The following is a 24,788-nucleotide window of genomic DNA, read 5'->3' on the forward strand; positions in this document are numbered from 1 at the left end:
CCTACTTTATCCAAGAGGAGGCGATTGAGACATGACGGGTGATATCATCCTAGCAGCAAAGTTTATTGGTGCTGGCCTGGCTATGATTGGCGCGCTAGGGGCTGGTGTGGGAATTGGTTTGAGCGTGCAAGGCGCCTTGCAGGGAATGGCACGCAATCCTGATGCGTATGGTAACCTGCTCACCAACATGATCCTGGGTATCGCATTTTCTGAAGCGATAGCCATTTACTGTCTGGTCATTGCATTTTTGATGCTCTTTGTGCTCTAAATGCTGTGCAAAAAGGAGTGAGCCTTGGAAAAGTTAGGTATCAACCTGGGGTTGTTGTTTGTTCAAATACTCAGTTTTGTGATCATGTTTGTGGTGCTACGAGCCTGGGTATTTAAGCCCTTGATGGCTCAGTTGGAGAAGCGGCGCAAAATTGTGGCGCAGGGGTTAGAGGATGCTCGTGTGGCCGCTGAGGCACGTGCGAATGCAGAAAAGGAAGCCCATCAGATTATTGCAGAAGCCCAGGCGAAAGCGGCTGAGATTGTGCGTGAGGCCACTGAACGTGCCGAGGCAGTAGCGCGCGAGATCAGAGCAGCCCAGGAAGAGGAATTGCGCAAACAACGCGAGCAGGTATTGGCCGAATTGGAGCAGGAACGTCATCGGATGTTAAGTGAAATGCGGGGGCAAATTGCCGCCTTGGCCATCGCTGCCACCCAAAAACTCATCAAGGAGACCCTGGATGAGCAACGCCAGCGCGCTTTGCTCGAGGAGTTTTTCTCCGGGGTACGGGGAGGTAAAGTCGTGGTGCTCGAGAACGAGACCCTGGCGAGTGGGGGAGCGGCTGAAGTGACCAGCGCGTTACCCCTGACTCCGGAAGAGCAAGAGGTGGTCAAGCGAGACATCCTGGCTCGTTTGGGAGGAAGCGCTTCAGTTACTTTCCGTGTGGACCCCTCGATCCTGGGTGGTTTGATCGTTCGGGTGGGGGATCGGGTCATAGATGGCTCAGTGGCCGGGCAGTTGCAGAACTTGCGCCAGCATTTGCAGTAAATTGGGCGCTGAGGGTTTTTGTTTGCAGTGTAAATAGTGATTTTTCAGCCCCTGTCTCTCGGGACGGGGGTTTTATTATGAAGGGATTTTGAGGAACTAGGTATGCCGCATGCTTCAGTAGCCCTTGCTCCTCAGCCTGTAGCCCTGGGGGATCTTCTTGCTCAAACGCCAGTTGAAGTTCTTACCCCTGAGCCCATTCCACAAGTGTGGATTCGTGGCATTTGTATGGATTCACGTGATGCCTTCCCAGGGTGTCTTTTTGTGGCACTCCCGGGCATCACCACGGATGGTCACCGGTTTATTCCCCAGGCAATCCAGAATGGGGCTGTGGTCGTTCTTGGCACTCAATCTTATGCCACCCAGTCGTGGCCGGTGCCCTATCTTCAAGTGCGTGATGCACGCTTTGCGCTGGCATACCTTGCGGCGGCGCTTTATGGTTTCCCCGCCCGCGCGATGACGATAATTGGTGTGACTGGCACGGATGGCAAAACGACTACCACCAATCTGATCTACCAGATTCTGCTTGCAGCAGGGCTGAAAGCCGGGATGATCTCGACAGTTAATGCTGTCATCGGGGATCAGGTATTGGATACCGGTTTTCACGTGACTACCCCGGAAGCCCCAGACGTACAGCGTTATCTGGCACAGATGCGCGAGGCGGGCCTCACCCATGCTGTGTTGGAAGCCACCTCGCACGGCCTGGCACAGGATCGGGTGACCGCCTGCGAATTTGATATTGCTGTAGTCACCAACATTACCCATGAACATCTGGACTACCATGGGTCTTATGAGGCCTATCGGGCGGCCAAAGCACGCCTATTTCAATTCCTGGAAACAACCCTTCCCAAAGCCCAGGGAAACCCACGTCTGGCGGTGCTCAACCGGGAAGATGTCTCTTACACATTTCTGAATGATCTGGTGAAAGGACCTAAGGTAACCTATGGCCTCCAGCCAGACAACAATGTGTGGGCTGAAGCCATCCGCCAGGATGCCGAAGGATTGACCTTTGTGGTGCATGCTGGCGAGCAAACATTTCCCATCCACAGCCCATTAGTCGGTGATTACAATGTTTATAATATCCTGGCAGCCGTTTCGGCTACTTTATTAGGATTGGGCGTGGATTCGGAAGCTGTGCGCGCGGGTGTGGCAGCCCTGAAAGGCATCCCCGGACGCATGGAGCGCATTGATTTGGGGCAGGATTTTCTGGCGATTGTAGATTTTGCTCACACGCCAAATGCACTGAAACGGGCTTTGCAAACTGTGCGTCAGTTGACAAGAGGGCGTATCATTGCCATCTTTGGGTCAGCCGGGTTACGAGACCGCGAGAAACGGCGGTTAATGGCTGCCGAATCAGCCCGTTTAGCGGATATAACGATTCTGACGGCTGAGGATCCACGTACAGAGTCGCTTGAAGAGATTCTGAACGTGATGGTACGGGCGGCGGTGCAGGCGGGGGCCGTGGAGGGCAAGACGGTGTTCCGCGTCCCTGATCGGGGCGAAGCCATTCGATTGGGAGTGCAAATGGCGCGTCCCGGGGATGTCGTCATTGCTTTAGGCAAAGGGCATGAGCAATCCATGTGCTTTGGCACGGTGGAATACCCATGGGATGACCGTTTGGCGATGCGGGCTGCTCTGGCCGAGCGCCTGGGCCTGACGGGCTACACCATGCCTTACCTACCCACACAAGACGGTTCTTTTTCGTGAAATCAACACCCCCGCCTGAGCATCAAGCGGGGGTGTAAGTTCATTTTTTTCGGGGTTAGCGGCGCCCACCCGAAGAGGGTTTGCTGGGGCCGCGGGATGGCTTGCTGGAGGGTCCGGAAGGACGACGTGCGGCGCTGCCACCACGGCTTTCGGTGGATGGCCTTCGCGTTCCACCTGTGCGCCCATTACGATCATGGGCCTGGGCTTCTTCGGGCGTCCAGCCTTCTAGAACGGCCTGGCGTGAGAGGCGAATACGTCCGTTTTCGTCAATATCAGTGACCATCACTGTAATCTCATCGCCCACCCGTACCACATCTTCCACGCTCTTGACGCGTTCGGTATCCAGCTGGGAGATGTGAACCATGCCGTCCACGTTGGGCAGGATCTCGACAAAAGCACCAAAATCGGTCACCCGCACAACACGCCCAGTGTAAATGCGTCCTACCTGAGGTACTTCGCACAAGCGCTCAATCTTCTCGCGTGCCATGGTGGCGCCATTGCCACTGGTGGCAGCGATATAAACGGTTCCATCTTCGCCAATATCAATGCGGGTGTCGGTTTCATCCTGGATCGCACGAATCATCTTGCCACCCGGTCCAATTATGGCACCAATCTTATCCACCGGGACTTTGATGATGGTGATGCGGGGTGCATGGGGTTTCAGTTCGGGCCGTGGAGCGGGAAATTACCTTGAGCATCTCGTCCAGGATGAACAGACGTGCTTGCCGGGCTTGTTCCAGTGCCTCACGCATCAATTCGGGGGTGATCCCCTTGATTTTGATATCCATCTGGAGAGCGGTGATGCCTTGCGCTGTTCCCGCCACCTTGAAATCCATATCGCCAAGGTGGTCTTCCAGTCCCTGAATATCGGTCAGGATTTGGTACGTGTCGCCTTCCTTGATGAGGCCCATAGCAATCCCCGCTACAGGCGCCTTGATCGGCACACCACTGTCCATTAAGGCCAGGGTGGAACCGCAAACGGAGGCCATCGAGGTGGAGCCATTGGAGGAAAGCACCTCGGACACGAGACGCAGGGTATAGGGGAATTCCTCCTCCGGTGGGATAACCGGAAGCAATGCCCGTTCTGCCAGGGCGCCGTGACCGATTTCGCGCCGTGATTGCCCTCTAAGGGGCTTTACCTCGCCCGTCGAATAGGGCGGGAAGTTGTAGTGGTGCATGTAGCGCTTCGTTTCAATTGGCTCAAGGCTGTCCAGTTCTTGAGCCTCGCGTGGGGTTCCAAGTGTAGCGAGCGTGAGCACTTGAGTTTCACCCCGTGTGAACAGGCCGGAGCCATGAGCGCGGGGCGAGATTCCGACCTCGCACCAGATGGGACGGATTTCATCCGGTTTGCGCCCATCAGGTCGAATGCCTTTCTCAAGGATGCGGCGACGGACGATGGCACGGTAAACCTCGGTGAAGGCTTCCTTAACCGCACGGGTTTGCGTGGCATCCTCACCGGCCAATTCGGCCACCAGGCTTTCTTCCAAGGCATCAATGGCGTCGTTGAGCTCGGCTTTGGTGTGGGGGGCTTCCAGGAGGGCTTCAATTTGCTCAGTGACGCGCTCACGAATGGTTTCCACCAGAGCCGGGTCCACCTCGAAAATGGGGACTTCTCGCTTGGGTTTGCCAACCTCAGCCGCCATTTGCAATTGAGCATCAATCAAGGGCTGAAGCGCCTGGTGCCCGAACGCCAGTGCCTCCACGATAACTTCTTCGGGTACTTCGTTGGCACCTGCTTCAACCATCAAAATGGCTTCACGGGTACCGGCAATGCGCAGATCTAGGTCGGACTTTTCCTTTTGCTCAAAGGTGGGGTTGACAACAAACTGGCCATCAATGCGGCCGATTCGCACTGCCCCAATGGGGCCTCCCCAAGGGATATCTGAAACCATCAATGCGGCGGAGGCTGCATTGACCGCCAAAATGTCCAGTGGGTTTTCCATATCAGCGGAGATAGAAAACATTATGATCTGGACCTCATTTCGCATCCCTTTAGGGAAGAGCGGGCGGATGGGGCGGTCAGAGAGGCGTGCAATCAGAATGGCTTCCTCGGAAGGCTTACCCTCGCGGCGGAAGAATGAGCCGGGGATGCGGCCGCCCGCATAAAGACGCTCCTCATATTCCACGGTGAGCGGGAAGAAATCTACGTCCTCTTTGGGCTTGTCACTCATGGTGGCAGCCGCAAAGATGACGGAGTCGCCCAGGCGAACGGTTACGGCCCCGCCAGCCTGGCCGGCCAACTTGCCGGTCTCAAAAATTATGGGACGACCACCAACAATGGCCGTGTATTGTTTGGCTTCTGGTTTGTTCATATTCTCCTTTTACCTCTTTTTATCCCCCCAGCGGGTTAGGAACTGAAAACCATTGAGGACGTGCGTCCTCACCAGATTTCAACTCCCAACCGCGTGGGGGGAGACTTCACAATCTCAAAAAAGTGAGTAGATGACCCACTTGCCGCCATCTACTCACCTGGCTTCCCAACCCTAGCGCGCCCGCAAATTAAGGCGCTCGGTCAGTGCTGCGTAGCGGGTGTAATCCTTGCGGCGCAAGTACATCAGCAGGCGACGCCGTTGGCCAACCAATTTGAGCAGGCCGCGGCGCGAGGATTCATCGTGCTTGTGCGTACGCAGGTGCTCAGTTAACTGGTTGATGCGGTGCGTCAGCAAAGCAATTTGAACCTCGGGTGAGCCAGTGTCACCTTCGTGGCGGCCGAACTCACTGATTAGTTTGTTTTTCTCCTCTTTTGTTAAAGTCATGACGTCTGCTTCTCCTTAAAGGTTGAATTTTGAGCAGGTCTCCAGGCGTGCAGGCTTTCCCGCGCGCCGGTCTAGTCACTGCGCTTGTATTATACCAGAGGTTGCTCGGTTGGTGGAGGTTTGACTTGGGCGTTTACCACACGCAAGGCGCTTTGAAGACGCTGGCGGTAGTCTTCAGGGAGGATGGGAAGTACGGCTCGTATCAGACGACGAGCAGTGGGGGGCGGGAGTAAGCCTAGCAACTGGCGCAGGAAGTAAGCCGTTTCGGCAGGTGAGCGCTCGGTTAACGCTTGCAGAAGGTCAAGCGTTTCTGCTGTAAGGGATGAGGTGGAGAACTCCTGCAGCCAGGCGCTTAGCCACTCGAAGATGAGCGGGAGATTATCAAAGGCTGTGTTCTGAATGAGATGCCGAAGGGCAACCAAAGCAACTCGGTGGCTTCCGGGGGAGCGGGAGAAAAGCCAGGTATGGACGAGATCCAGCCATGCCTCTGGCACGTTCTTTTGCAGTCCTTCGGCGGCCGTAATCATTGTGGGAATAAAGTGAGAGGCTCCTTCGACGTCATTAATCCACTTTGAAAGTCGTTCCTGGATGGCAAGTTGGGTGGTGCTTGTGATGGGAACCTCGCGCAAGAGCACGGCCGCCAGATGCCGGTACAAAGGAGTGGCTTCTTCCCAGAACAGATCGGCCAGGTGCAAGGCTGGTTCAGGATATTGCACTGCCCAGGCACTTAGAAAAGCCTCGATTTCGTTGACGACAACGGGGGGAACTAACAGGCGTTCTGAGGCTTTATCAAGCGGGATGGTTTCACCGGGGTGATAGGATAGGTCAGCGTATTGTTCCAGCAAGCGTTGGAGTCCCCGCTTGAAGCGGGGAATGTCCTCAAGCAGGAGCGATAGCTCCTGCATACGCCGACGCAGGATTTGTAAGGAAACTGCTGGCATGGGTGAATGTATTTTAGTAAGCCCGAGCGAAATATACCTTCTGAGTTGCCCGCTGCCCGCAGACGATACACCGCCCCTCGCCACCCGGTTGTTCCAGTGGGATGCAACGGGTGGTGGCTTTGGTATCTTCCTTAACCTTTGCCTCGCACTCAGCGCTGCCACACCACCATGAGAAAGCCCACCCGTGCTGTACCACTTCCTTGAGTTCTTCGTAATCTTTAGGGTCAAAAATGTGCTCATCGCGGAACTGAGTGGCGCGCTTGAGCAGGGCGTGGTGGATATCATCGAGCAATTGGGCGAATTGTGCTTCCAAGTTATTGGGGTGGATGGTGATTTTTCCGGCTTTACCCGGAATGTCGCGTCGGGCAACGGTCAAAACGCCTTTCTCCACGTCTTTTGGACCAATTTCAATGCGCAGAGGGACTCCCCGCAATTCCCAATCATTGAACTTGAACCCCGGCGTTACTTCGCTGCGGTCGTCTACCTTGACTCGGAAACGAGTGCTTAATTGTTTATGCAATTGAGTGGCGACGGCCATGACTTGGGATTGTTCTGCTTCACTGCGATAGATGGGCACGATGACAATTTGAATTGGAGCCAGGCGCGGCGGCAGAATTAGCCCTTGATCATCCCCATGGGTCATAATAATTGCCCCAATGAAGCGAGTTGAAAGGCCCCATGAGGTGGTCCAGCAATATTGCAACTGATTATTGCGATCCAGATATTGGATATCAAAAGCGCGAGCAAAGTTTTGCCCCAGGAAATGCGAGGTGCCTGACTGCAGGGCGCGTGTGTCGCCCATCATCGCTTCGATGGTGTAAGATTGGACGGCTCCTGCAAACTTCTCGGTTTCGCTTTTACGTCCGGGGATGACGGGGATGGCGGCTTCGTTGTAGGCAAAGTCGGTGTAGACGTTGAGCATACGTAGGGTTTCTTCCAGGGCTTCCTCTTCGGTGGCGTGAGCGGTATGCCCTTCCTGCCAGTAGAATTCCAGCGTACGTAGGAAGAGGCGGGTGCGCATCTCCCAGCGCACAACATTGCCCCATTGGTTGATCAGAACGGGGAGATCGCGATAAGAGCGGATCCATTTAGAATACATGTACCCGATGATAGTCTCGGAGGTGGGGCGCACCACCAGCGGTTCCTCTAAGGTTTCACCCCCGCCTACGGTGACGACTGCGAGTTCGGGTGAAAAACCTTCAACATGTTCCTTTTCTTTTTCCAGGAAGGACATGGGAATGAAGAGTGGAAAGGCTGCGTTGACATGGCCAGTTTCTTTGAAACGCCGGTCCAGGGCCTGCTGAATGTTCTCCCATAAGGCCCACCCATAGGGACGAATCACCATACAGCCACGGACGGGAGCATAGTCGGCCAATTCGGCTCGCAGCACTACCTGGTTGTACCACTCAGAAAAATTCTCGCTACGTGCAGGCAACTTCTCTGTGCTCATAGGCTTCGTCCATCCTTGGGAAAAGATTGAGCGGTCTTCAGGGCTTCAAGATATGCGCATTGGTAATCTGGCGCAAAAATGAGCCAGCGCTGTTCGTTTTCGGCAAGCAGACCTTGCATCTGCGCGAAGAGGGTTTGAAAGACACTTTGCCATGCCGTTCCGACCAGAATCAGTGGTTTTGGAGGGATGGCTTGAATAATCAGGTGATTCCAGAAGAGGCTGATCTCGGCCAAAGTGCCTGCACCCCCCGGGAAGGCGATCGCCGCATCGCTTTCGCGAATCAGGATGGCGATCCGTTCGATCAGGGTCCGTGCGCGGATTTCCTCAATTACCCAATGGTTGGCTCCGGTAGGACGCCAGCGTTCAATTTCCTCGCATGTTACACCGATAACGTGGCCGCCTGCTTCGGCGGCTCCGCGTGAGGCGGCTTCCATGGTGCCCATGTAGCCGCCCGTCATTAGTGTATGGCTACCCTGGCCGATCAGGCGTCCGAGGAGGTAAGCCGTCTCATAATCGGGCTGGCCGGGTTGGGGGCGAGCACTTCCAAAAACAGCAATTTTCATGCCAGGTCCATGTTTGATAAGGATACTATATTTTAACCCATCTTTTGCTTTGGTCTTTATCGGGTTTCGTTTAACCCATTGGGGGCAAATCCCAGTGCTTCCAGCGCTTTGCGTGCGGAGAGGCGCTGTTCGGGATGCCAGCCGGGCTCGGTGGCCATACGAAAAAGATGCTGCATCACGGCCATTTGTGATTCACGATCCAAAGGCGCGAATGTTGCCCGGATTTGCTGCGGATCGCGTGAGAGGATGGCTTCCCAGAAGGTTTCAGGATCGAAAGAAGCATTATCGTTCATCGGCGACATGCTCATTTCTTTTTGCAACATTTGAGATAAAAGTCTGGTACGGGCGGGAGATTGCCCGTACCAGTGGATAGACGTTCAGTCGTTATAGAAGAAACGGGTTTAATCCGTCCGTTGGGCTTGAAGTTCTTTCTGCCGCGTGGCTACAATTTCTTGCTGGATGTGAGGAGGTACCATTTCGTAATTGTAGAATTCCATGGTGAAGAAGCCGCGGCCACCTGTGAGGGAACGCAACTGGGTGGTGTAGCGCAGCATCTCCGCCAGCGGCACCAGGGCAGTGATCACCGAACGGCCTCGTTCTGTATTCATGCCTAAAACCCGCGCCCGGCGTGAGTTCAGGTCCCCCAGCACATCTCCCATGTTGGCTTCAGGAACTATGATCTCGACCTTCATAATGGGTTCGTACAATACGGGGCCGGCATCCTTGAACGCCAGTTTGAACGCCTCGCGCCCTGCAATTTCAAACGCAATTGGCTTAGAGTCCACGGGGTGCTCTTTGCCATCATAAACAGCCACCTTGATGCCGCGGATGGGATAGCCTGCTAGCACCCCCTCTTTCATTACGCTTTGGATGCCTTTCTGGATAGAGGGTGCGAAAGACGATGAGATGGCCCCACCGAAGACCTCCCACACAAACTCCAGTTCCTGATCCGGTGTTAGGGGTTCAATGCGTAAATGAACTTCACCAAATTGCCCTGCCCCACCGGTTTGCTTCTTGTGGCGGTACATGGCACTGGCTTTCTTGGTGATGGCTTCAAGATAAGGTACCTTGGGTTCGCTAATGACCAGGCCAACCTGGAATTTGGTTTCGGCGCGGCGCACAGCCACTTCGATGTGTTGGTCGCCCATTCCCTGAAGAATGGTTTGGTTGGTAGCCGGTTCCATGTGCCAGGAAAGGGTCATGTCTTCCTCGCACAAGCGCGTCAGAGTCGGGGTGATCTTAGCGGAATCGGCCTGCGTCTTGGGGGAAATGGCAACCTGGTAGAGGGCTTTGGGATACTCAGGAATGGGCAGGGTCAGTGGGTGGGCTTTGTCGCAAAGGGTGTTGCCGGTGACGGTTTCTGAGAGTTTCGGCACTACCCCAATATCTCCGCAATGGAGCACCTTAACCGGGAAGAGTTCTTTGCCGCGCGGTACGTTAAGCGTCCCCAGGCGCTCCTCCACTCCTTTGCTTTGATTCCAGACTCGCGTATCTGAAGCCAGGAAACCGGAATAGATGCGGAAGAAGGTCTGTCGTCCCACAAAAGGATCGGCCGTGGTTTTCCAGACATAGACCGCCAGTGGACCGCTATCGGAGGCAGGGAGTTCCTCCTCGCCATCTTTACCCATAGCGCGTGCCGGCGGCATTTCTGCGGGTGAGGGGAGCAAGTCAACAATTGCATCCAGGAGAGGGGCAAGGCCGATTTCGGCAGTAGCAGCGGTTACGAAGACCGGGTAGGCCGTATGATTGCGGATGGCCCCACGCAGTCCTCGCAGGATTTCTTCATTTGAGAGCGATCCGCTTTCCAGGTATTTCTCCAGCAGTTCATCGTCGCCCTCTGCGGCCGCCTCTACCAGGGCAACGCGGGCTTCTTCTGCTGCAGCCCGTAATTCCGCTGGAATTTCTACGGCGGTTTTCCCTTCCCCTTTATAGGCTTTCATGGTGATCAGGTCAATTACACCCTGGAAGTTTTGCTTCTCACCCCAGGGCAGTTGGACCGGTACCAGGCGAACTTCAGAAAATTCCTGAATGGAGGCCAGCGCCTTTTGGAAATTTGCGTTTTCCCGGTCCATCTTGTTGATGACCACAAACCGGGGTAATTGGAATTGATTACAATAATTCCAGGCGATCTCGGTTCCCACCTCGACACCTGAAACCGAGTCGAGAAGAACGAGTGCGCTATCGGCCACGCGTAATGCCGAGATCACTTCGCCAATAAAGTCGGTGTAGCCAGGCGTATCCAGGAAGTTGATTTTCACATCCCGGTACTCGATGGGAATGACAGAGGTGTAAAGGGAAATCCCGCGCCGTATTTCTTCTTCATCGAAATCCGAGACGGTGCTTCCATCTTCCACCCGCCCGAGTCGAGTGGTGGCACCAGTGAAATGCAGGAAAGCCTCGGTCAGCATGGTTTTGCCAGCGCTACTATGAGAAACTAAAGCGACATTGCGAATGGACTCAGTGGTATACTCCTTCATGCGCTCAACCCTTCTTTTCCTAGAATCACAGCCTTGTAATTTTAAGGCCTCTCAGCATTCTTGTCAAAAAGGAATCGCTGGAAACTGTTGGGATATATGAGGCCATTGAGTCCATCCCCACTACATGTGGGGGATAATTGGCCCTTTTTGCTTGTGGAGGTGCGTATACCTTTTCACTACCCCCAATGTTTGGCTTGAGCGCAGGCAGTGAGTCTCGATCTGCTTGGGCGTGACGCCTCCGGAAGTTACTTCTTTGTGACCGATGCCGCATTGCTAAGGGCTTTCTCTTTTACCCCTATCTATTCAAGCCTGTTTCCGGGTATATAGTGCGTGAATGTACATTTACGATGCTGCTTGCATAAATTCCCAAACGCGTAGGGAAAGATCGCTATGCGTTGTCTTACAAATATAGCGTGCGGTTTTAGAACAATTGTTTTTGCATGCGCCAGGCTGGCTCTTCCACAAAGCGTCGTTGCCCTTCGTGATCCAGGTAAGACCAGCATCCTGGATCGTACCCGACCACGATAAAGCCCAGGCGTTCGTATAGCCGTCGGGCTGCTTTGTTTTCAACGGCAACATTGAGAGTCAGCCACATATATCCTCGTGCCCGAAGATCCTGGATGATGGTAGTGAGTATGTGAGTTCCCAAGCCAGCATTGCGATAGGCTGGTTTGACGCGAAACCCATAGAGGTAGGCACGGTGTTCTCCGTCCGCCAGTTCGGGACGTGGGCTGGCTAATTGGACAAATGCCTGTCCAATGATCCCGACCCCTGGGAGTTCAGCGACCCAAATAAGCACCTGGCCGTTCAGGCTGGCCTGGAAGGCCTCGCGGTACACGCGGCGGAAGTGGGTATAGGCACCATCCCATTCCAATGCTGGTAAATCTTCTTCGCGCAGGTGGCGCAGACAGACCTGATCAAGCCAGTTGTGAGTAAGGGTAGGGGGTGTGGCTATGTCAATCATGGGGTTTTGTGGGGATCAATTGCTCCAGCAGGCGGCGCTCTTCTTCGGGTGAGTGAATCTCACCATCCAGCCAGGCGGCACGCAGTGCCCACAAAATTCGGCGATAAGCCGGACCGGGGGATACCCCCATTGCACGCAGCGTGTGCCCATCCGTGACCGGGTGGATGTGGCGCCATCGAGTTGCGTAGGTGCTCAGCACTTCAGCAATTTCAGAAGTTCGATTGAGCAAGAAGAGAGCGTAGATGACAGGCAGAGGTACACCGTCCAGGCGGGCAACAATCCGACTGGGTGCGCAGTCGAGCAAGCCAGGCAAGTCAGGAATGAGTTCCGCCCCAATTTTCAAGCCTTCACGCAGATGATGGGGCAGGCGCAGACGCTGGGCCAGGTTGGCACTTTTCTCGGCCGGTAGAGGTAAAAACCAGACCAGGTAGGCCAACATCCGACGAATAGGAGCGCCGCCCCAGGTTTCGGGTAGGTTCCATGCTGACTCTAGTGGGGCCTTGAGTGCTGCGTGCATGGGATCATTTAGTTGTGGGTTCCAGTGTAAATCGGGGTGAATGGATTCCAGCAATTGAAGCTCTTCCAGGCGTTGGAGGGCGGGCAAGGGATCCTCCTCGGCCAGGATGAGTTCTAACTCATGCCGCAGGCGATCTCCGGAGACTTGACGGAGCAGATCGCGCGCCTCGTGCATCAACTGCAATGTGCGGTCTTCTATCTGGAAACCAAAACGCTGTTCAAAGCGCACCGCGCGCAGCATACGAGTAGGATCGTCCACGAAGGAAAGGGAATGGAGCACACGGATCAGACCGCGCTGCAGGTCAGCGTAGCCCCCCCAATAATCGTACAAGTCCCCATAATGGCGGCCATCCAGACGCAGAGCCAGGGTGTTGATGGTGAAGTCGCGGCGGTGGAGGTCCAGTTTGATGCTACTGCGCTCGACAGTTGGTAGCGCGGTGGGGTAATCATAGAACTCGGTGCGTGCGCTGATGAAATCCAGGTACTCGGGTAGGTCACTGAGATCGGCGTTATCCAGACGCAGTGTGTTTTTCAGAAGCGAGGCGCGGATTTCGGCGATGTGCCATTTGGCTGTGCCAAAGCGGCTATGACTGGTGACGCGTCCACCCAATTCGCGCTCTAAAGCCCGAGCCAGAGCAATGGCGTCACCTTCCACGACAATGTCAAAATCCTGGCTGGGGCGATTAAGAAGCAAATCGCGCACAAAACCCCCCACCACGTAAACCGGTAGGCGACGCCGATGGGCGCGGTCGGCGATCAATTTGAGCAGAGCCAGGCGTGCAGGTGGGAGGGCTGCTTCAAGACGATCGGCAAAATTCTGGCGGGCGGGAGCTGCCAGGTGGTTGCGCCCTAGCGCTTTCAACAAATCTGTGCGCGTAACAATCCCTATGACGGTCTGGCTTTCCGGATCTATCACAGGAATCTGTCCCCAGCCGGTTTCGGCCATCAGGCGCTGAACAACCTCCAGGGGGTCTTGAGGCCGCACCACCACTTCGCCGGCTTCCATCAGACTGGAAGCCGGGAGGTTGAGGCGATGTGCCAGCGCGCGATCCACGGCGCGTCGGGTGAGCAGTCCAATTACTTTGCCATCCTTAACCACCGGGTAGCCTTCGTAACCGTAGCGTTGCATCAATTGAGCGGCTTCTTGGGCTGAGGTCTCTGGCGAGATCACCATAGGGCGTGGTGACATGATTTGCTCAACTGTTATGGCGGGCTGCACTTTATCCGGCAGGGCTTCTATCAGGCGCTGGTACACAACGTCCAGGGCGTTGTCCTCTGGCACCCCCAGGTCGGGGATGCGGATAAGGGCTGCGGCGGCGCGTTCATGACCACCCCCGCCAAAAAGGGCCGCAATTTGAGCCACATTGATGCGGTCTGTGGTGGAGCGGGCTACTAAACGAATACCTTCCGCGGTTTTTACCAAAAGGAACAATCCATCTGGATCAAGCAAATCACGTAGTTTATGAGCGATGGAGGAGACTTCCTCAACCAGGCCGGTGGCTTCTCCCTTGGCGATAACGATGGTTTGCCCGTTGATCTCTAGAGTCTCGGCGCTGGCTAGCAAACGGTGATAAACCTCGCGTTGATCTTCCGAGAGGGGGGGATTCAGAAATTGGCTAGCTAGGTGAAGATTGGCTCCCTGTTCTAAAAGGTAAGCCACTGCATGAGCATCTCGAGCGGTGGTGTTGTTATAAGTAAGTGATCCGGTGTCCTCATAAATTCCAAGGAGTAGGAGAGTTGCCAGGTGGGAATTAAGGGGTTCCAGGCGCTCGCGCAGCGCCTCAACCAGCAGCGTGGTGCAAGCACCAACGCGCTCAATGGTAACCTGCCACTCCGGCGGCAGGTCAGCGCGAGGTTGATGATGATCAATCACGCGCACGCGCGTGTGCTTGCTCATTCCCTTTAGGGTTACCAGGGATTGGGTGTCTACCAGGGTTACGGTCTCGATAGGTTCATTAGGGAGATCGCGCACCTCATGGAGCGGCAGTTCACTCCCGTAGAGGTTGAGGTAGGCACGCACGTTGCGGTTAAGGCGGCGGGGCAGTACAGCCAACGCCTGTTCATCCAGGAGGGAGGCTCCGAGAAGTGCCGCCAGGGCATCGAAATCGGCCTGTTCATGGGTTAGGATTATGCGCACGGCTTAATTGTAACATCTGCGGTACAATTGAAACCCGGATAAATTGGCTCGTGTTTTGGTCTAGTAAGAGGAGGGTAGCATGGGCCCTGAATTAACCCAAGCGGAAGTATTTCGCTATGCCCGCCACCTGGTCATTCCCGAAGTGGGCATGGAGGGACAGCGGAAGTTAAAAGCCGCTTCGGTGCTCATTGTGGGTACGGGTGGGCTGGGATCACCTATTTCGTTATATCTGGCGGCAGCGGGGGTAGGGCGCATTGGGTTGGTAGATTATGACGTGGTGGATGAATCTAACTTGCAGCGCCAAATTGCCCACGGCACGGATCGTCTGGGGATGCTCAAGGTTGAGTCCGCGCGCAAACGATTATTGGAACTTAACCCCTTTATCCAGGTAGATGTCTATAACGAGGTCTTTTCGGCCTCAAACGCTCAGGCGATTGCTTCAGGTTATGACATACTGGTAGACGGGACAGATAATTTCCCGACCCGCTATTTACTAAATGATCTGGCGGCACTGACCGGCCGTCCCTATGTCTACGGTTCGGTATTCCGTTTTGAGGGACAGGTGAGCGTTTTTGACGCCCGGCAAGGGCCTTGTTACCGGTGTTTATTCCCAGAGCCCCCGCCCCCTGATAGCGTGCCTTCTTGCGCCGATGCGGGGGTGTTTGGCGTGTTGCCCGGTACCATTGGCACCATCCAGGCCACAGAAGTGCTCAAACTTATTTTGGGCATTGGGCAGCCCCTGATTGGTCGTTTGCTCCTTTATGATGCACTGGATATGTCTTTTGAAATGATCACCTTGCGGAAAAACCCACAATGCAAATTGTGTGGAGACAACCCGCAGATCACCCAATTAATTGATTACGAAGCCTTCTGTGGCGTCCCGGCGCAACCTCACCCTCAGGCCGAGGTTGGAGAAGGTCTGGATCTTTCGCCGGAGGAGTTGGCACAGCGCTTGCAGAGCGCTAATCCTCCGGTGCTAGTTGATGTACGTCACCCGGTTGAGAGCCAGATTTCGGCTTTGCCCGGGGCTTTACAAATCCCCTTGGAGAAGTTGCCGCAGAAACTCCATGAACTGAATCCCCAGGCTGAGTATGTGTTATTCTGTCGAACCGGCGTGCGTTCCGCCCGTGCGCTGAAGATGATGCAGGCCGCTGGCTTTCAGCAGGTAAGGCATTTAAAGGGCGGTTTGAACGCATGGGCTGAACGGGTTGATCCTCACATGTTGCGTTATTAGTCTTAGAGGTGGCAGGGAAGGCTTTTTATGAGCGAGACGGTGCATAAACCAACCTTACTGGCAGTACTGGCGCATCCGGATGATGAGACGTTTGGCATTGGCGGTACGTTGGCTTATTATGCCCGTCGAGGCGTGGATGTCTTCTTGATCTGCGCCACGCGAGGTGAGGCCGGGGACGTATCGCCAGAGTTTCTTGAGGGCTATCATTCAATCGCCGAGCGGCGCGAAGCCGAGTTGCGTTGCGCGGCGGGCAAACTGGGGTTGAAGGGGGTCTTCTTCCTGGATTACCGCGATTCGGGAATGCCAGGGAGCGCTGATAATCATCATCCCCAGGCTCTAATAAATGCCCCTCTCGAGGAAGTCGCGCGTAAAATTGCGGCGCATATTCGTCGCTTGCGCCCCCAGGTGGTAATCACCTTTGATCCAATCGGGGGGTATCGCCATCCGGATCACATTGCCATTCATCAGGCAACGGTGCGTGCGTTTGACCTGGCCGCTCAATCGGATCCCGAACTCGATGCCCGGGCCGGATCGCCTTACCAGCCACACAAATTGTATTTTCATACCATACCGCGCACATTTTTGCGCTTGACGGTACGTTTGATGCGGCTGACCGGTCGTGATCCTCATCGGTTTGGCCGGAATGGAGATATTGATTTGGCGGCCATTGCGGCAGTGGAGTTCCCAACCGATGCTGTGGTGGATTATCACGAAGTGGCCGCCATACGCGACGAGGCGGCTGCTTGCCACGCCAGCCAGGGTGGAAGTGGCTTGACCAGTGGGTGGTTGGGGCGGCTTTTCCGGCGCTGGGTGGCGCGTGAGACGTTCATGCGGGCTTACCCCCCTCGTCTGAATGGGTATGTGGAGCGCGATTTGTTTGAGGGGATCGCCAATCTGGAATCCCTTCGCAAGCCATAAAGGGATCGAGTGGGGGTATCACGTTTGGATTGCCAGCAGGCGTGGCAGGCCAGCCGGATCGGAGTGGAGTGTGATCTGGGCTTGAGGAAAGTAGCGGCGGGCAATTTCGGGCAGGGTGAGGGCTTGCGAGGCATCCAATTCTGCCAGGAGCAAACCACCTGGAGCCAACCTGTAGGGGGCTTGTTCGAGCAGGCGCTGAATGAGATCGAGCCCCGCCGGGCCACCATCCAGAGCGGTATGTGGCTCATGTTGGGCTACTTTTAGTTCGGCCAACCGTGCTGTGGGTATGTAGGGTAAATTGGCGCAGATCACATCGAAGGAGGCATTGATTGGACTAAGGAGATCTGCCTGGAGCAGGTGAACGCGCTGACTCAGCCGCAGGCGCCGTAGATTCTCCCGGGCTACTTCCAGGGCTGGACGTGAGCGATCCACTGCCAGAACGATCAGATCGGGGATGTGGTGGGCCAGGCTAATGGCAATACACCCTGAGCCGGTGCCCACGTCGGCTGCCAGGCGCCGTTCGGGATGGTGGTTTAGCCAGACAATGGCTTGTTCGACCAGCAATTCAGTTTCAGGGCGGGGAATTAGCACGGCGGGGGTAACTTTGAACGGTAACCCATAGAACTCCTGCTCGCCCAGCACATAGGGCAAGGGTTCGCCCTGACAAAGCCTCTCGAGCGCCCCATCAAGTTGCTGCAAGGTGGCGTCATCTAACCGATGCTCTGGGTGAGTCAGGATGTAGACGCGAGTCAGGCCCGTAAAGTGGGCGAGCAGGGCCTGGGCCTCAAGGAGGGGAGTCTCTGAAGTGGGACGGAGCGCCTTGGCAGCCCGGGCCAACCATTCAGCGATGGTTATCGTCGTCTTCATCCTCATCAAGGCCAGTGGCCAGTTGTTGGGCCTGGTCACGCAGAGCGAGTTCCTCAATAAACATGTCCAAGTCGCCATCCATAACCGCCGGCAGGTTGTAGGAAGAAAGGCCTATGCGATGATCGGTGACCCGATTCTGCGGATAATTGTAGGTGCGGATCTTTTCGGCTCGTTCCCCTGTGCCGACCTGAGCCCGGCGGGCAGCATCCACTTCTTCCTGGCGCTTCTGCATCTCCATTTCGTAAAGGCGCGCACGCAGGATGCTCATTGCGCGCAAGCGGTTTTGAAGTTGCGAGCGTTCGTCCTGACAGGCAACAACGATGCCGGTGGGTAGATGGGTGATTCGTACGGCTGTTGCGTTTTTCTGCACGTTTTGCCCACCAGCGCCTGCTGAACGATAGACATCAATGCGCAGATCCGATTCGGGGATGTGGATGTCTACATCCTCCACTTCGGCCAGGACGGCAACGGTAACGGTGGAAGTATGGATGCGTCCCGAGGATTCGGTGACCGGAATGCGTTGTACCCGGTGAACTCCTGATTCATATTTGAGACGTGAATAGGCGCCTTTCCCCTTGACCAGGAATATGATTTCCTTGAAGCCACCAATACCGGTCTCGTTTTGGGAAAGAACTTCAACCTCCCAGCCCTGACGCTCGGCATAGCGGGAGTACATGCGAAAGAGGTCAGCGGCAAAGAGTGCTGCCTCTTCACCACCTGTGCCGGCGCGGATTTCCATGATGACATTACGTTGATCACGTGGATCTTTGGGCAGGAGGAGGGCTTTGAGCTCGCGTTCTAATTGTTCCAGTCGCGGCTCCAGTTCTTCGATCTCCTGATCGGCCAGTTCGCGGATTTCCGGGTCATCAGAATCGCGTAGCGTACGGGCTTCTTCCAAGCGTTGAAGGGTTTGACGGTAGGCCTGGGAGCGCGTGACGATTTCCTCTAACTCAGCGCGCTCTTTCGCCAGTTCAGCCGCTCGTTGGTAATCATCCACAACCTGCTCAAGGAGTTGGTTAATTTCGTTGTATCGTGCTTCGATTAAAGCCAGTTTATCCAGCATATCTGACATTTAAATATCACCTCATGAGGTTAGCGCCTACAAATTATACCAAGAGGCTATTTCATACGCGATCTGAAACGAGCGAAGGCCACCCGAGTTAAGCCAGAGTTTACCCGTTTACAATCATTTCTTAACCTTTCGGGTGTAAGATTGATTAACAAGGGTTAGCCAGGTCCTTGCAAGGCCCCGCCGCATCTTATGATAAAATTACTGGCGGAGTTGATGCCCGATGGAATCCAAATCTGACGCTTTCGTTCGAATAGCCACGCAAACGCGCACTACATCTGCTTCGCCCTCTGTGGTTGATTACGCCATCGAAATGCGAAACGTTAATGTGTATTATGGTGCATTCCGTGCTGTCAAGGATGTGAATCTGCAAATCGAGGCGCGTAAGATCACAGCCATTATTGGGCCCTCGGGGTGTGGAAAAAGCACGGTGATCCGGTGTTTCAACCGGATGAACGAATTAATTCCAGGAGCACGTCTGACGGGGGAGGTGCTTTTCCATGGGAAGAATATTTACGACCCGGATGTGGACCCCGTTCAGGTGCGGCGCCTGATTGGCATGGTTTTTCAAAAGCCCAATCCTTTCCCAAAAAGTATTTATGAGAATATCGCTTGGGGCGCACGCATTAACGGTTATCGCGGCAATATGGATGAGTTAGTAGAAGAATCCTTGCGCCAGGCGGCCCTATGGGATGAGGTGAAGGATGATTTACATAAAAATGCGCTAGCCCTTTCAGGCGGGCAACAACAGCGTCTATGCATTGCCCGCACCATTGCCGTCAAACCCGAAATCATTTTGATGGACGAACCTTGTTCAGCATTAGACCCAATCGCCACGTTGAAGATTGAAGACTTAATGCGTGAATTAGCGCGCGATTATACAATCATTATTGTGACCCATAACATGCAGCAAGCCGCGCGCGTTTCGGACTACACAGCATTCTTTACCGTTGATGAGGATCGGGCGGGAGTTATGGTGGAGTATGGCCCCACCAATCAAATCTTCACCCGTCCTCGTGACCGTCGCACCGAAGACTATATCACAGGTCGCTTTGGTTAAACCCCTAAAAGGACTTTCCCCATGCCTCTGCGAAGTGCGCTTACCCGCCAAATTGGTCAGATTCAGGATGAGCTCCTTGTCTTGGGGAGTATGGTGGAACATGCGGCGCTGGCGGCGGTTGATGCCCTTAAGCGTCGCGATGCAAAAGCAGCAAAAGAGATTTTTGAGGAAGATCAACAGATCAACGAGAAGCGGTTCGCCATCGAAAATGCGATCTTGATCCTGATGGCTACCCAACAGCCCATGGCGCATGACCTGCGCCAATTGGCGGCCATGCTCGAGGTAAATACCGAACTGGAGCGCATTGGAGACTATGCCAAAGGGATTGCCAAGATCACCATGCTTCTGGGTGATGCGGACATCCCCGTTCCGGTTCAGGAGATTGATCAAATGGCACAACTGGCCGTCTCCATGTTGCACCGGGCATTAGGAGCCTTTGTGGCGGAAGACGTGCCGACTGCGCTTGAGATACCCAAGGAAGACGACAAGGTTGATGAACTTTACAACGTGGTGTATCGCCTGGTCGTGCAAACGATGATCAGCAATCCAGAGACGATTGATCTGGCCAATTTGCTGATGTGGGTGGCTCACAATCTTGAGCGCATGGCAGATCGGGTGACTAATATATGTGAGCGCACCGTTTTTTGCGCTACCGGAGAACTCTTTGAAGTGAATGGCATGGATGAGGATGACCTAAACGTCTGAAATAAGAAGAGGGTGTTTCTTTATGCCCCATAGGGATACCCTATGGGGCTATTTTTCCAGATCGGATCCAATTGGATTTGGTTCAAAATGCACTCATGTTATATAATAAATTTGACTGATCAAGTTGATTTTGTAAACAAAAACTAACAGGAGTCAACCGTGTTAGCTCCTCATTCCTACCGTGGAAAACTGATTGTTGTTGAAGGCATTGACGGGAGTGGCAAGTCCACCCAAATAGACCTGTTGTACAAATGGCTCAAGTCACAGGGTAAGTCCGTTCATTTCACCGAGTGGAACTCCTCGCCTCTGGTCAAGAGCACGACCCGCTTGGGGAAAAAGGAAAAAATCTTCACCCCCACCACCTTCAGCCTTATCCAGGCTACCGATTTTGCCGATCGCTGGGAGAATTACCTGCTTCCGCTGCTCAAGGCGGGGGTCATCGTGTTGGCGGATCGCTATGCATTTACCGCATTTGCTCGCGATGTGGCACGGGGTGTCAGCCGCAGTTGGGTTCGGAATCTATATGCGTTTGCGCCCCAACCCGATCTGGTTTTTTATTTTCAGGTCCCGGTGAATATCGCCGTGGAGCGAATTCTCTCTGGCCGTGCCAAACTTAAGTACTATGAGGCTGGTATGGACCTAGGCCTTTCGGATAATAAAGTCACCAGTTTTCGGCTGTTTCAGCAACGCATTGTAAATGAGTACGATGCCATGATCGAAGAATTTGGTTTTACGGTGATTGATGGCACATTACCGGTGGAAACTCAGCAGAATCTGGTGCGCAAGACGGTGCGCAAACTCCTACGTGGCTGGGAGGGTTTGCCCACTCCAGAGGTGTTAGCACAGCGTGCTCGATCACTGTACAAAACGCGACAGTCGCTTGCAGAATCCCGTGAGAAAGTGGGGGCAGAGGGTTTGCCCGCAGACGGGGCTGAGGCTATGATTTCTAGTACGGGGGAGGCGACGGCATGACTAAGGCACAGTTTTATGGAGAGGGCTTCCCTTATCTCAAACTCAAGGACATGCCCGGGCGGTTAATCGTCCTGGAGGGAAGTGATGGTGTAGGACGGTCCACTCAAATCCAGATGCTCCGCGAATGGCTGGAGGCGCAAGGGATTGCAGTTTCGGATACAGGACTGCGCCGTTCCCCGCTTACCCAGCCCGGGCTGGACGCTGCCAAACAGGGGCACACCTTCAGCCGCACGACAATGAGCCTTTTTTACGCCACCGACTTTGCTGACCGGCTGGAAAATCACATCATTCCAGCCCTCAAGGCAGGCTTCTTCGTACTTTCAGATCGCTATTTCTTCTCGATCATTGCCCGGGATGTCGTGCGTGGTGCTGATCCACAATGGGCGCGCAAGGTTTACGGATTTGCGCTTAAGCCCGATGTGGTGTTCTATCTCAAAGCCGATGTTGAGACGTTGGTTTCACGCATTGTCCATGGTCGAGGGTTTGATTATTGGGAGTCGGGAATGGATGTGCGCTTTGCGGATAATATCTACGATAGTTTTTGCATTTATCAGTCCCGGCTGATTGAGCAGTTTGATAAAATGGCTGAAGAGTACGGCTTTGTCACTATAGATGCCACCCGTCCGGTAAAAGATGTTTTCACCGACCTGCGAGATTACATCAAAAAGACTCTCATCCAGAAGTAATCTGATTGAACCTTGATGGATCGCGAGCAGTATTCTTGATGATGCAGGATGACATGCCGGGTTCCTGGTTGATCCGTGGCTACGGTAGCGAGGTCCTTCTCAAGCATCTGAAAGCCCTTCTAGGAGAGGTGGAGGGGGTACGTGCCCACGAGGATGTTGAGCCAGTGCATCGAATGCGGGTAGCTTGCCGACGTTTACGCAGTTTGTTGCCTATATTCGGCCCACATTTGGCACCCAAGCGCTATAAGCGCTGGCGGCGGGCTTTTCGCAAACTGGGGCGCGCGCTGGGAGCAGCGCGGGATACGGATGTGCATATTGAGCGCGTGAAGGTTTTTTTACGCGGGATTGAGGGCAAAGAGCGCTTGGGGGTAGCGCGTCTGCTACTGCGGCTTCGGCAGCAACGCGCGGCACTGCAGGCAGAAGTTTTGACGGCTCTCTCTGCCTTTGAGCAAAGTCAGGTTGCAGATGAGATGCGCGCTCTTTTGGTTCCTCTGGCATTGCCTGTAAGGGGAATGACCTGGTCCTTAGTGGCGGAGCCGGAATTGTACCGCCTGGCCGAACAGACCATCCGTGAGCGTCTGGAGGCATTTCTTGCTTTTGGGGAGTATGTGGATCGTCCTGAGTGTGTCAACGAACTTCACCTGATGCGCATTCGAGCCAAGCACTTACGTTACACACTGGAAGCATTTTCCCCTTTGTACGGCGAGGATTTGAAACCCTACATTCAAGCCGTCCGTACCTGCCAAGAGTGGTTGGGGGCTGTGCATGATTTGGATGTATGGCTGCTCTACCTGCCCGAATTCACGGAGCAGGAGTTGAAACGAACCCGCGATTATTATGGACACACCCGTCCTTTCGCCCGTTTGCGTCCGGGTTTGGAAGCATTTCAGGCTTTCTGCCAGACGGAGCGCCAGGAGACCTATGCGCGTTTTCGGGATGCCTGGCAGAGTTGGATGGCAGAGGGTATGTGGCAGGGCCTTGTCCACCGTCTGGAATTTGCCTTGAGCCCTGGCGGTGCAAGGATTGTGCACGGTCGTCAGGCAGATGACACATTGATGGAAAGTTAATTTCGAGGTTATGGGTATATAGGGAGCTGGTCTTGATGAATACAGAAGATGCTTTTGATTGGTCCATATATTCGACGGACCAGCAGGCTCACTTGCGCGCAGCATTACAACTCGCCCAGGCCTGCCAGTATGAGGCACCACACACTCATCAGGTATTGCGCCTTGCTTTGCGACTATTTGATGACCTGCGGGGGTTGCATGGGCTGGAGAACGAGGGACGTTTTTGGCTGGAGATGGCGGCTTTGCTTCATGATATTGGTTGGGTGGAAGGGCGAAAGGGTCATCATAAAGCCGCCTTGCAAATCATTCTAAAAACACCATTGCTGTTGCTGGATCCACGGGAACGCCTCTTGATTGGCTCCATTGCACGCTATCACCGCAAGGCTCTGCCAAACCTGCGTCATGCTCACTATGCGGCTCTGAGTAAGGCTGACCGCCGAAGCGTGCGTCGTTTGGCAGCCTTGTTACGCGTGGCGGATGGATTAGATGTTTCTCATCAGTCGCGTGTTGCCGATTTACATGCGAGTTACGATGGTAAATCCGTCTATCTGACTTACACCGGCCCAACCCCGGCACCTGAGGAAGAGCGGGCTGCCTCGCAAAAGGGGGACTTGCTTAAAAAAGTATATAAGCGCCGGTTGGTATTGCAATACCAACCGGCGTTTTAGGGCTTTGTGAAGAAAAAGCGGCTTGGTTTATAGGTCAAGGGAATTTAGGACTTCCTTTAAGACGCTTGCGGATTTGCGTAAACCCTCAATCTCTGCTGGGCTGAGATCCAGGCGAATCACTCGTTCAATCCCGTCCAGATCAATCACACTGGGAAGGCTCAAACACACATCGCTGATACCGTAGTAGTCTTCAAGATAGCTTGAGACAGAAAGTACACTTCCTTGGTCGCGGATGATTGACTCGCAAATGCGCACCAATCCGGAGGCAATTGCGTAATAGGTGGCGCCTTTGCGTTCGATGATGTGATAGGCAGCGTCGCGGGTCTGTTGGAAGATGTCCTCGAGAATGGAGGGCTGGCATTCCATGTGATTGATGGCGCAGTATTGAGGCAGGCGCATCCCGGCAATGTTGGCCAGTGACCAGACAGGTACTTCGCTATCGCCATGTTCCCCAATGATATATGCGTGCACGCTGCGTGGATCTACATCAAAATGCTGACTGAGCAAATAGCGGAAGCGGGCGGTATCGAGTATAGTGCCAGAGCCAATGACATGATTAGTGCGAAACCCTGAAAGTTTCAGCGCCACGTAGGTCAGAATATCCACCGGATTAGTGGCTATTAACAAAATGGTATTGGGGCTGTGGCGCACAATTTCGGGGATGATTTGCTTGAAGATTGCCACGTTACGGTTGACCAGATCCAGGCGGGTTTCACCCGGTCGCTGGGCAGCACCGGCTGTGACCACTGTGATGAGCGCGGTTGCGCAATCCTCATAAGTGCCGGCCCAGACCCGCGCAGGTTGGGGCAGGAGAGGAACTGCGTGGTTTAGGTCCATTGCTTCCCCTTCTGCTTTGGCGTGATTGGTGTCGATTAATACGATCTCAGAAGCCAGGCCACTTAGTAGAAGCGCATAAGCAAAGGTGGCACCAACGTTGCCGGTGCCTACTACGGCGATTCGCGTAGGACGCTTGAAATGAGATACCATTGTGAACCTCCTTT

General features: G+C 54.4%; 22 protein-coding genes and 1 pseudogene. 11 read left to right on the plus strand and 12 right to left on the minus strand.

The genetic code is table 11. The annotated features are described in order from the left end of the window. The first annotated feature begins 31 nt into the window (after window positions 1-31). The 3 genes from atpE to SE15_RS03715 all read left to right on the plus strand — a co-directional run bounded on the left by atpE (window position 32) and on the right by SE15_RS03715 (window position 2,737). Window positions 32-268, plus strand: coding sequence for an ATP synthase F0 subunit C (gene atpE, locus SE15_RS03705; protein ID WP_054520746.1), 237 nt, complete (start codon window positions 32-34; stop codon window positions 266-268). Between the two features lie 24 nt (window positions 269-292). Further along, window positions 293-1,033, plus strand: coding sequence for a F0F1 ATP synthase subunit B (atpF, locus tag SE15_RS03710; protein WP_054520747.1), 741 nt, complete (start codon window positions 293-295; stop codon window positions 1,031-1,033). A 102-nt stretch (window positions 1,034-1,135) separates the two neighbouring features. Beyond that, window positions 1,136-2,737, plus strand: coding sequence for a UDP-N-acetylmuramoyl-L-alanyl-D-glutamate--2,6-diaminopimelate ligase (locus tag SE15_RS03715; RefSeq protein ID WP_054520748.1), 1,602 nt, complete (start codon window positions 1,136-1,138; stop codon window positions 2,735-2,737). Between the two features lie 55 nt (window positions 2,738-2,792). Here SE15_RS03715 and SE15_RS03720 read toward each other — a convergent pair. The 9 genes and pseudogenes from SE15_RS03720 to SE15_RS03760 form a co-directional block, all read right to left on the minus strand. Continuing rightward, window positions 2,793-5,049 (minus strand): annotated as a pseudogene (locus SE15_RS03720) (polyribonucleotide nucleotidyltransferase). A 171-nt stretch (window positions 5,050-5,220) separates the two neighbouring features. Next, the gene (rpsO, locus tag SE15_RS03725) at window positions 5,221-5,493 is read right to left on the minus strand and encodes a 30S ribosomal protein S15 (RefSeq protein WP_054520749.1); all 273 of its coding nucleotides are present in this window, start codon (window positions 5,491-5,493) and stop codon (window positions 5,221-5,223) included. An 89-nt stretch (window positions 5,494-5,582) separates the two neighbouring features. Beyond that, window positions 5,583-6,434, minus strand: a complete 852-nt coding sequence (locus tag SE15_RS03730) for a DNA alkylation repair protein (RefSeq protein ID WP_152965523.1) — start codon at window positions 6,432-6,434, stop codon at window positions 5,583-5,585. Between the two features lie 13 nt (window positions 6,435-6,447). Continuing rightward, window positions 6,448-7,884 (minus strand): proline--tRNA ligase, encoded by a 1,437-nt coding sequence (proS, locus tag SE15_RS03735; RefSeq protein ID WP_054520751.1) that lies wholly within the window; start codon window positions 7,882-7,884, stop codon window positions 6,448-6,450. Further along, window positions 7,881-8,447, minus strand: a complete 567-nt coding sequence (locus SE15_RS03740; RefSeq protein ID WP_054520752.1) for an LOG family protein — start codon at window positions 8,445-8,447, stop codon at window positions 7,881-7,883. Before SE15_RS03740 ends, proS begins: the two co-directional genes overlap by 4 nt. 56 nt (window positions 8,448-8,503) lie before the next feature. Next, entirely contained in the window at window positions 8,504-8,749 is a 246-nt protein-coding gene (locus SE15_RS03745; RefSeq protein WP_152965524.1) for a hypothetical protein, read from the minus strand. A 99-nt stretch (window positions 8,750-8,848) separates the two neighbouring features. After that, on the minus strand, window positions 8,849-10,924 hold the full coding sequence (gene fusA, locus SE15_RS03750) for an elongation factor G (RefSeq protein ID WP_054520754.1): 2,076 nt from the start codon (window positions 10,922-10,924) through the stop codon (window positions 8,849-8,851). A gap of 421 nt (window positions 10,925-11,345) precedes the next feature. Then, the gene (locus SE15_RS03755) at window positions 11,346-11,888 is read right to left on the minus strand and encodes a GNAT family N-acetyltransferase (protein WP_054520755.1); all 543 of its coding nucleotides are present in this window, start codon (window positions 11,886-11,888) and stop codon (window positions 11,346-11,348) included. Next, window positions 11,881-14,541 carry a CBS domain-containing protein gene (locus SE15_RS03760; RefSeq protein WP_054520756.1) on the minus strand — a complete coding sequence of 887 codons (2,661 nt, stop codon included), beginning with the start codon at window positions 14,539-14,541 and terminating at the stop codon, window positions 11,881-11,883. Before SE15_RS03760 ends, SE15_RS03755 begins: the two co-directional genes overlap by 8 nt. Window positions 14,542-14,620: 79 nt before the next feature. Here SE15_RS03760 and moeB point away from each other — a divergent pair, with 79 nt between their 5' ends. Together moeB and SE15_RS03770 are read left to right on the plus strand one after the other, a co-directional pair. Next, window positions 14,621-15,775, plus strand: a complete 1,155-nt coding sequence (gene moeB, locus SE15_RS03765) for a molybdopterin-synthase adenylyltransferase MoeB (protein WP_054520757.1) — start codon at window positions 14,621-14,623, stop codon at window positions 15,773-15,775. Between the two features lie 27 nt (window positions 15,776-15,802). Further along, entirely contained in the window at window positions 15,803-16,693 is an 891-nt protein-coding gene (locus SE15_RS03770) for a PIG-L deacetylase family protein (RefSeq protein ID WP_054520758.1), read from the plus strand. A gap of 18 nt (window positions 16,694-16,711) precedes the next feature. Here SE15_RS03770 and prmC read toward each other — a convergent pair whose 3' ends face one another. Further along, window positions 16,712-17,560 (minus strand): peptide chain release factor N(5)-glutamine methyltransferase, encoded by an 849-nt coding sequence (gene prmC, locus SE15_RS03775; protein WP_054520759.1) that lies wholly within the window; start codon window positions 17,558-17,560, stop codon window positions 16,712-16,714. Beyond that, entirely contained in the window at window positions 17,535-18,623 is a 1,089-nt protein-coding gene (prfA, locus tag SE15_RS03780) for a peptide chain release factor 1 (RefSeq protein ID WP_054521317.1), read from the minus strand. Before prfA ends, prmC begins: the two co-directional genes overlap by 26 nt. Before the next feature lie 319 nt (window positions 18,624-18,942). Here prfA and pstB point away from each other — a divergent pair, with 319 nt between their 5' ends. From pstB to SE15_RS03810, 6 genes are all read left to right on the plus strand, one after another. Continuing rightward, a complete protein-coding gene (gene pstB, locus SE15_RS03785) occupies window positions 18,943-19,689 on the plus strand; it encodes a phosphate ABC transporter ATP-binding protein PstB (protein WP_236689992.1) in 747 nt (248 codons plus the stop codon). A 21-nt stretch (window positions 19,690-19,710) separates the two neighbouring features. Beyond that, the gene (gene phoU / locus SE15_RS03790; protein ID WP_054520760.1) at window positions 19,711-20,394 is read left to right on the plus strand and encodes a phosphate signaling complex protein PhoU; all 684 of its coding nucleotides are present in this window, start codon (window positions 19,711-19,713) and stop codon (window positions 20,392-20,394) included. A gap of 159 nt (window positions 20,395-20,553) precedes the next feature. Beyond that, the gene (gene tmk, locus SE15_RS03795; RefSeq protein ID WP_083461675.1) at window positions 20,554-21,366 is read left to right on the plus strand and encodes a dTMP kinase; all 813 of its coding nucleotides are present in this window, start codon (window positions 20,554-20,556) and stop codon (window positions 21,364-21,366) included. After that, window positions 21,363-22,052 carry a dTMP kinase gene (locus SE15_RS03800; RefSeq protein WP_054520761.1) on the plus strand — a complete coding sequence of 230 codons (690 nt, stop codon included), beginning with the start codon at window positions 21,363-21,365 and terminating at the stop codon, window positions 22,050-22,052. The genes tmk and SE15_RS03800 overlap by 4 nt, the downstream gene beginning before the upstream one ends. A gap of 38 nt (window positions 22,053-22,090) precedes the next feature. Further along, a complete protein-coding gene (locus SE15_RS03805) occupies window positions 22,091-23,119 on the plus strand; it encodes a CHAD domain-containing protein (protein WP_054520762.1) in 1,029 nt (342 codons plus the stop codon). Window positions 23,120-23,154: 35 nt separating this feature from the next. Then, window positions 23,155-23,787, plus strand: a complete 633-nt coding sequence (locus tag SE15_RS03810; protein WP_054520763.1) for an HD domain-containing protein — start codon at window positions 23,155-23,157, stop codon at window positions 23,785-23,787. A gap of 27 nt (window positions 23,788-23,814) precedes the next feature. Here the strand turns inward: SE15_RS03810 and SE15_RS03815 are convergent, their stop codons facing one another. After that, window positions 23,815-24,774 carry an L-lactate dehydrogenase gene (locus SE15_RS03815; protein WP_054520764.1) on the minus strand — a complete coding sequence of 320 codons (960 nt, stop codon included), beginning with the start codon at window positions 24,772-24,774 and terminating at the stop codon, window positions 23,815-23,817. Window positions 24,775-24,788: the final 14 nt, after the last annotated feature.

The organism is Thermanaerothrix daxensis (assembly GCF_001306145.1).
Taxonomy (GTDB): domain Bacteria; phylum Chloroflexota; class Anaerolineae; order Anaerolineales; family Anaerolineaceae; genus Thermanaerothrix; species Thermanaerothrix daxensis.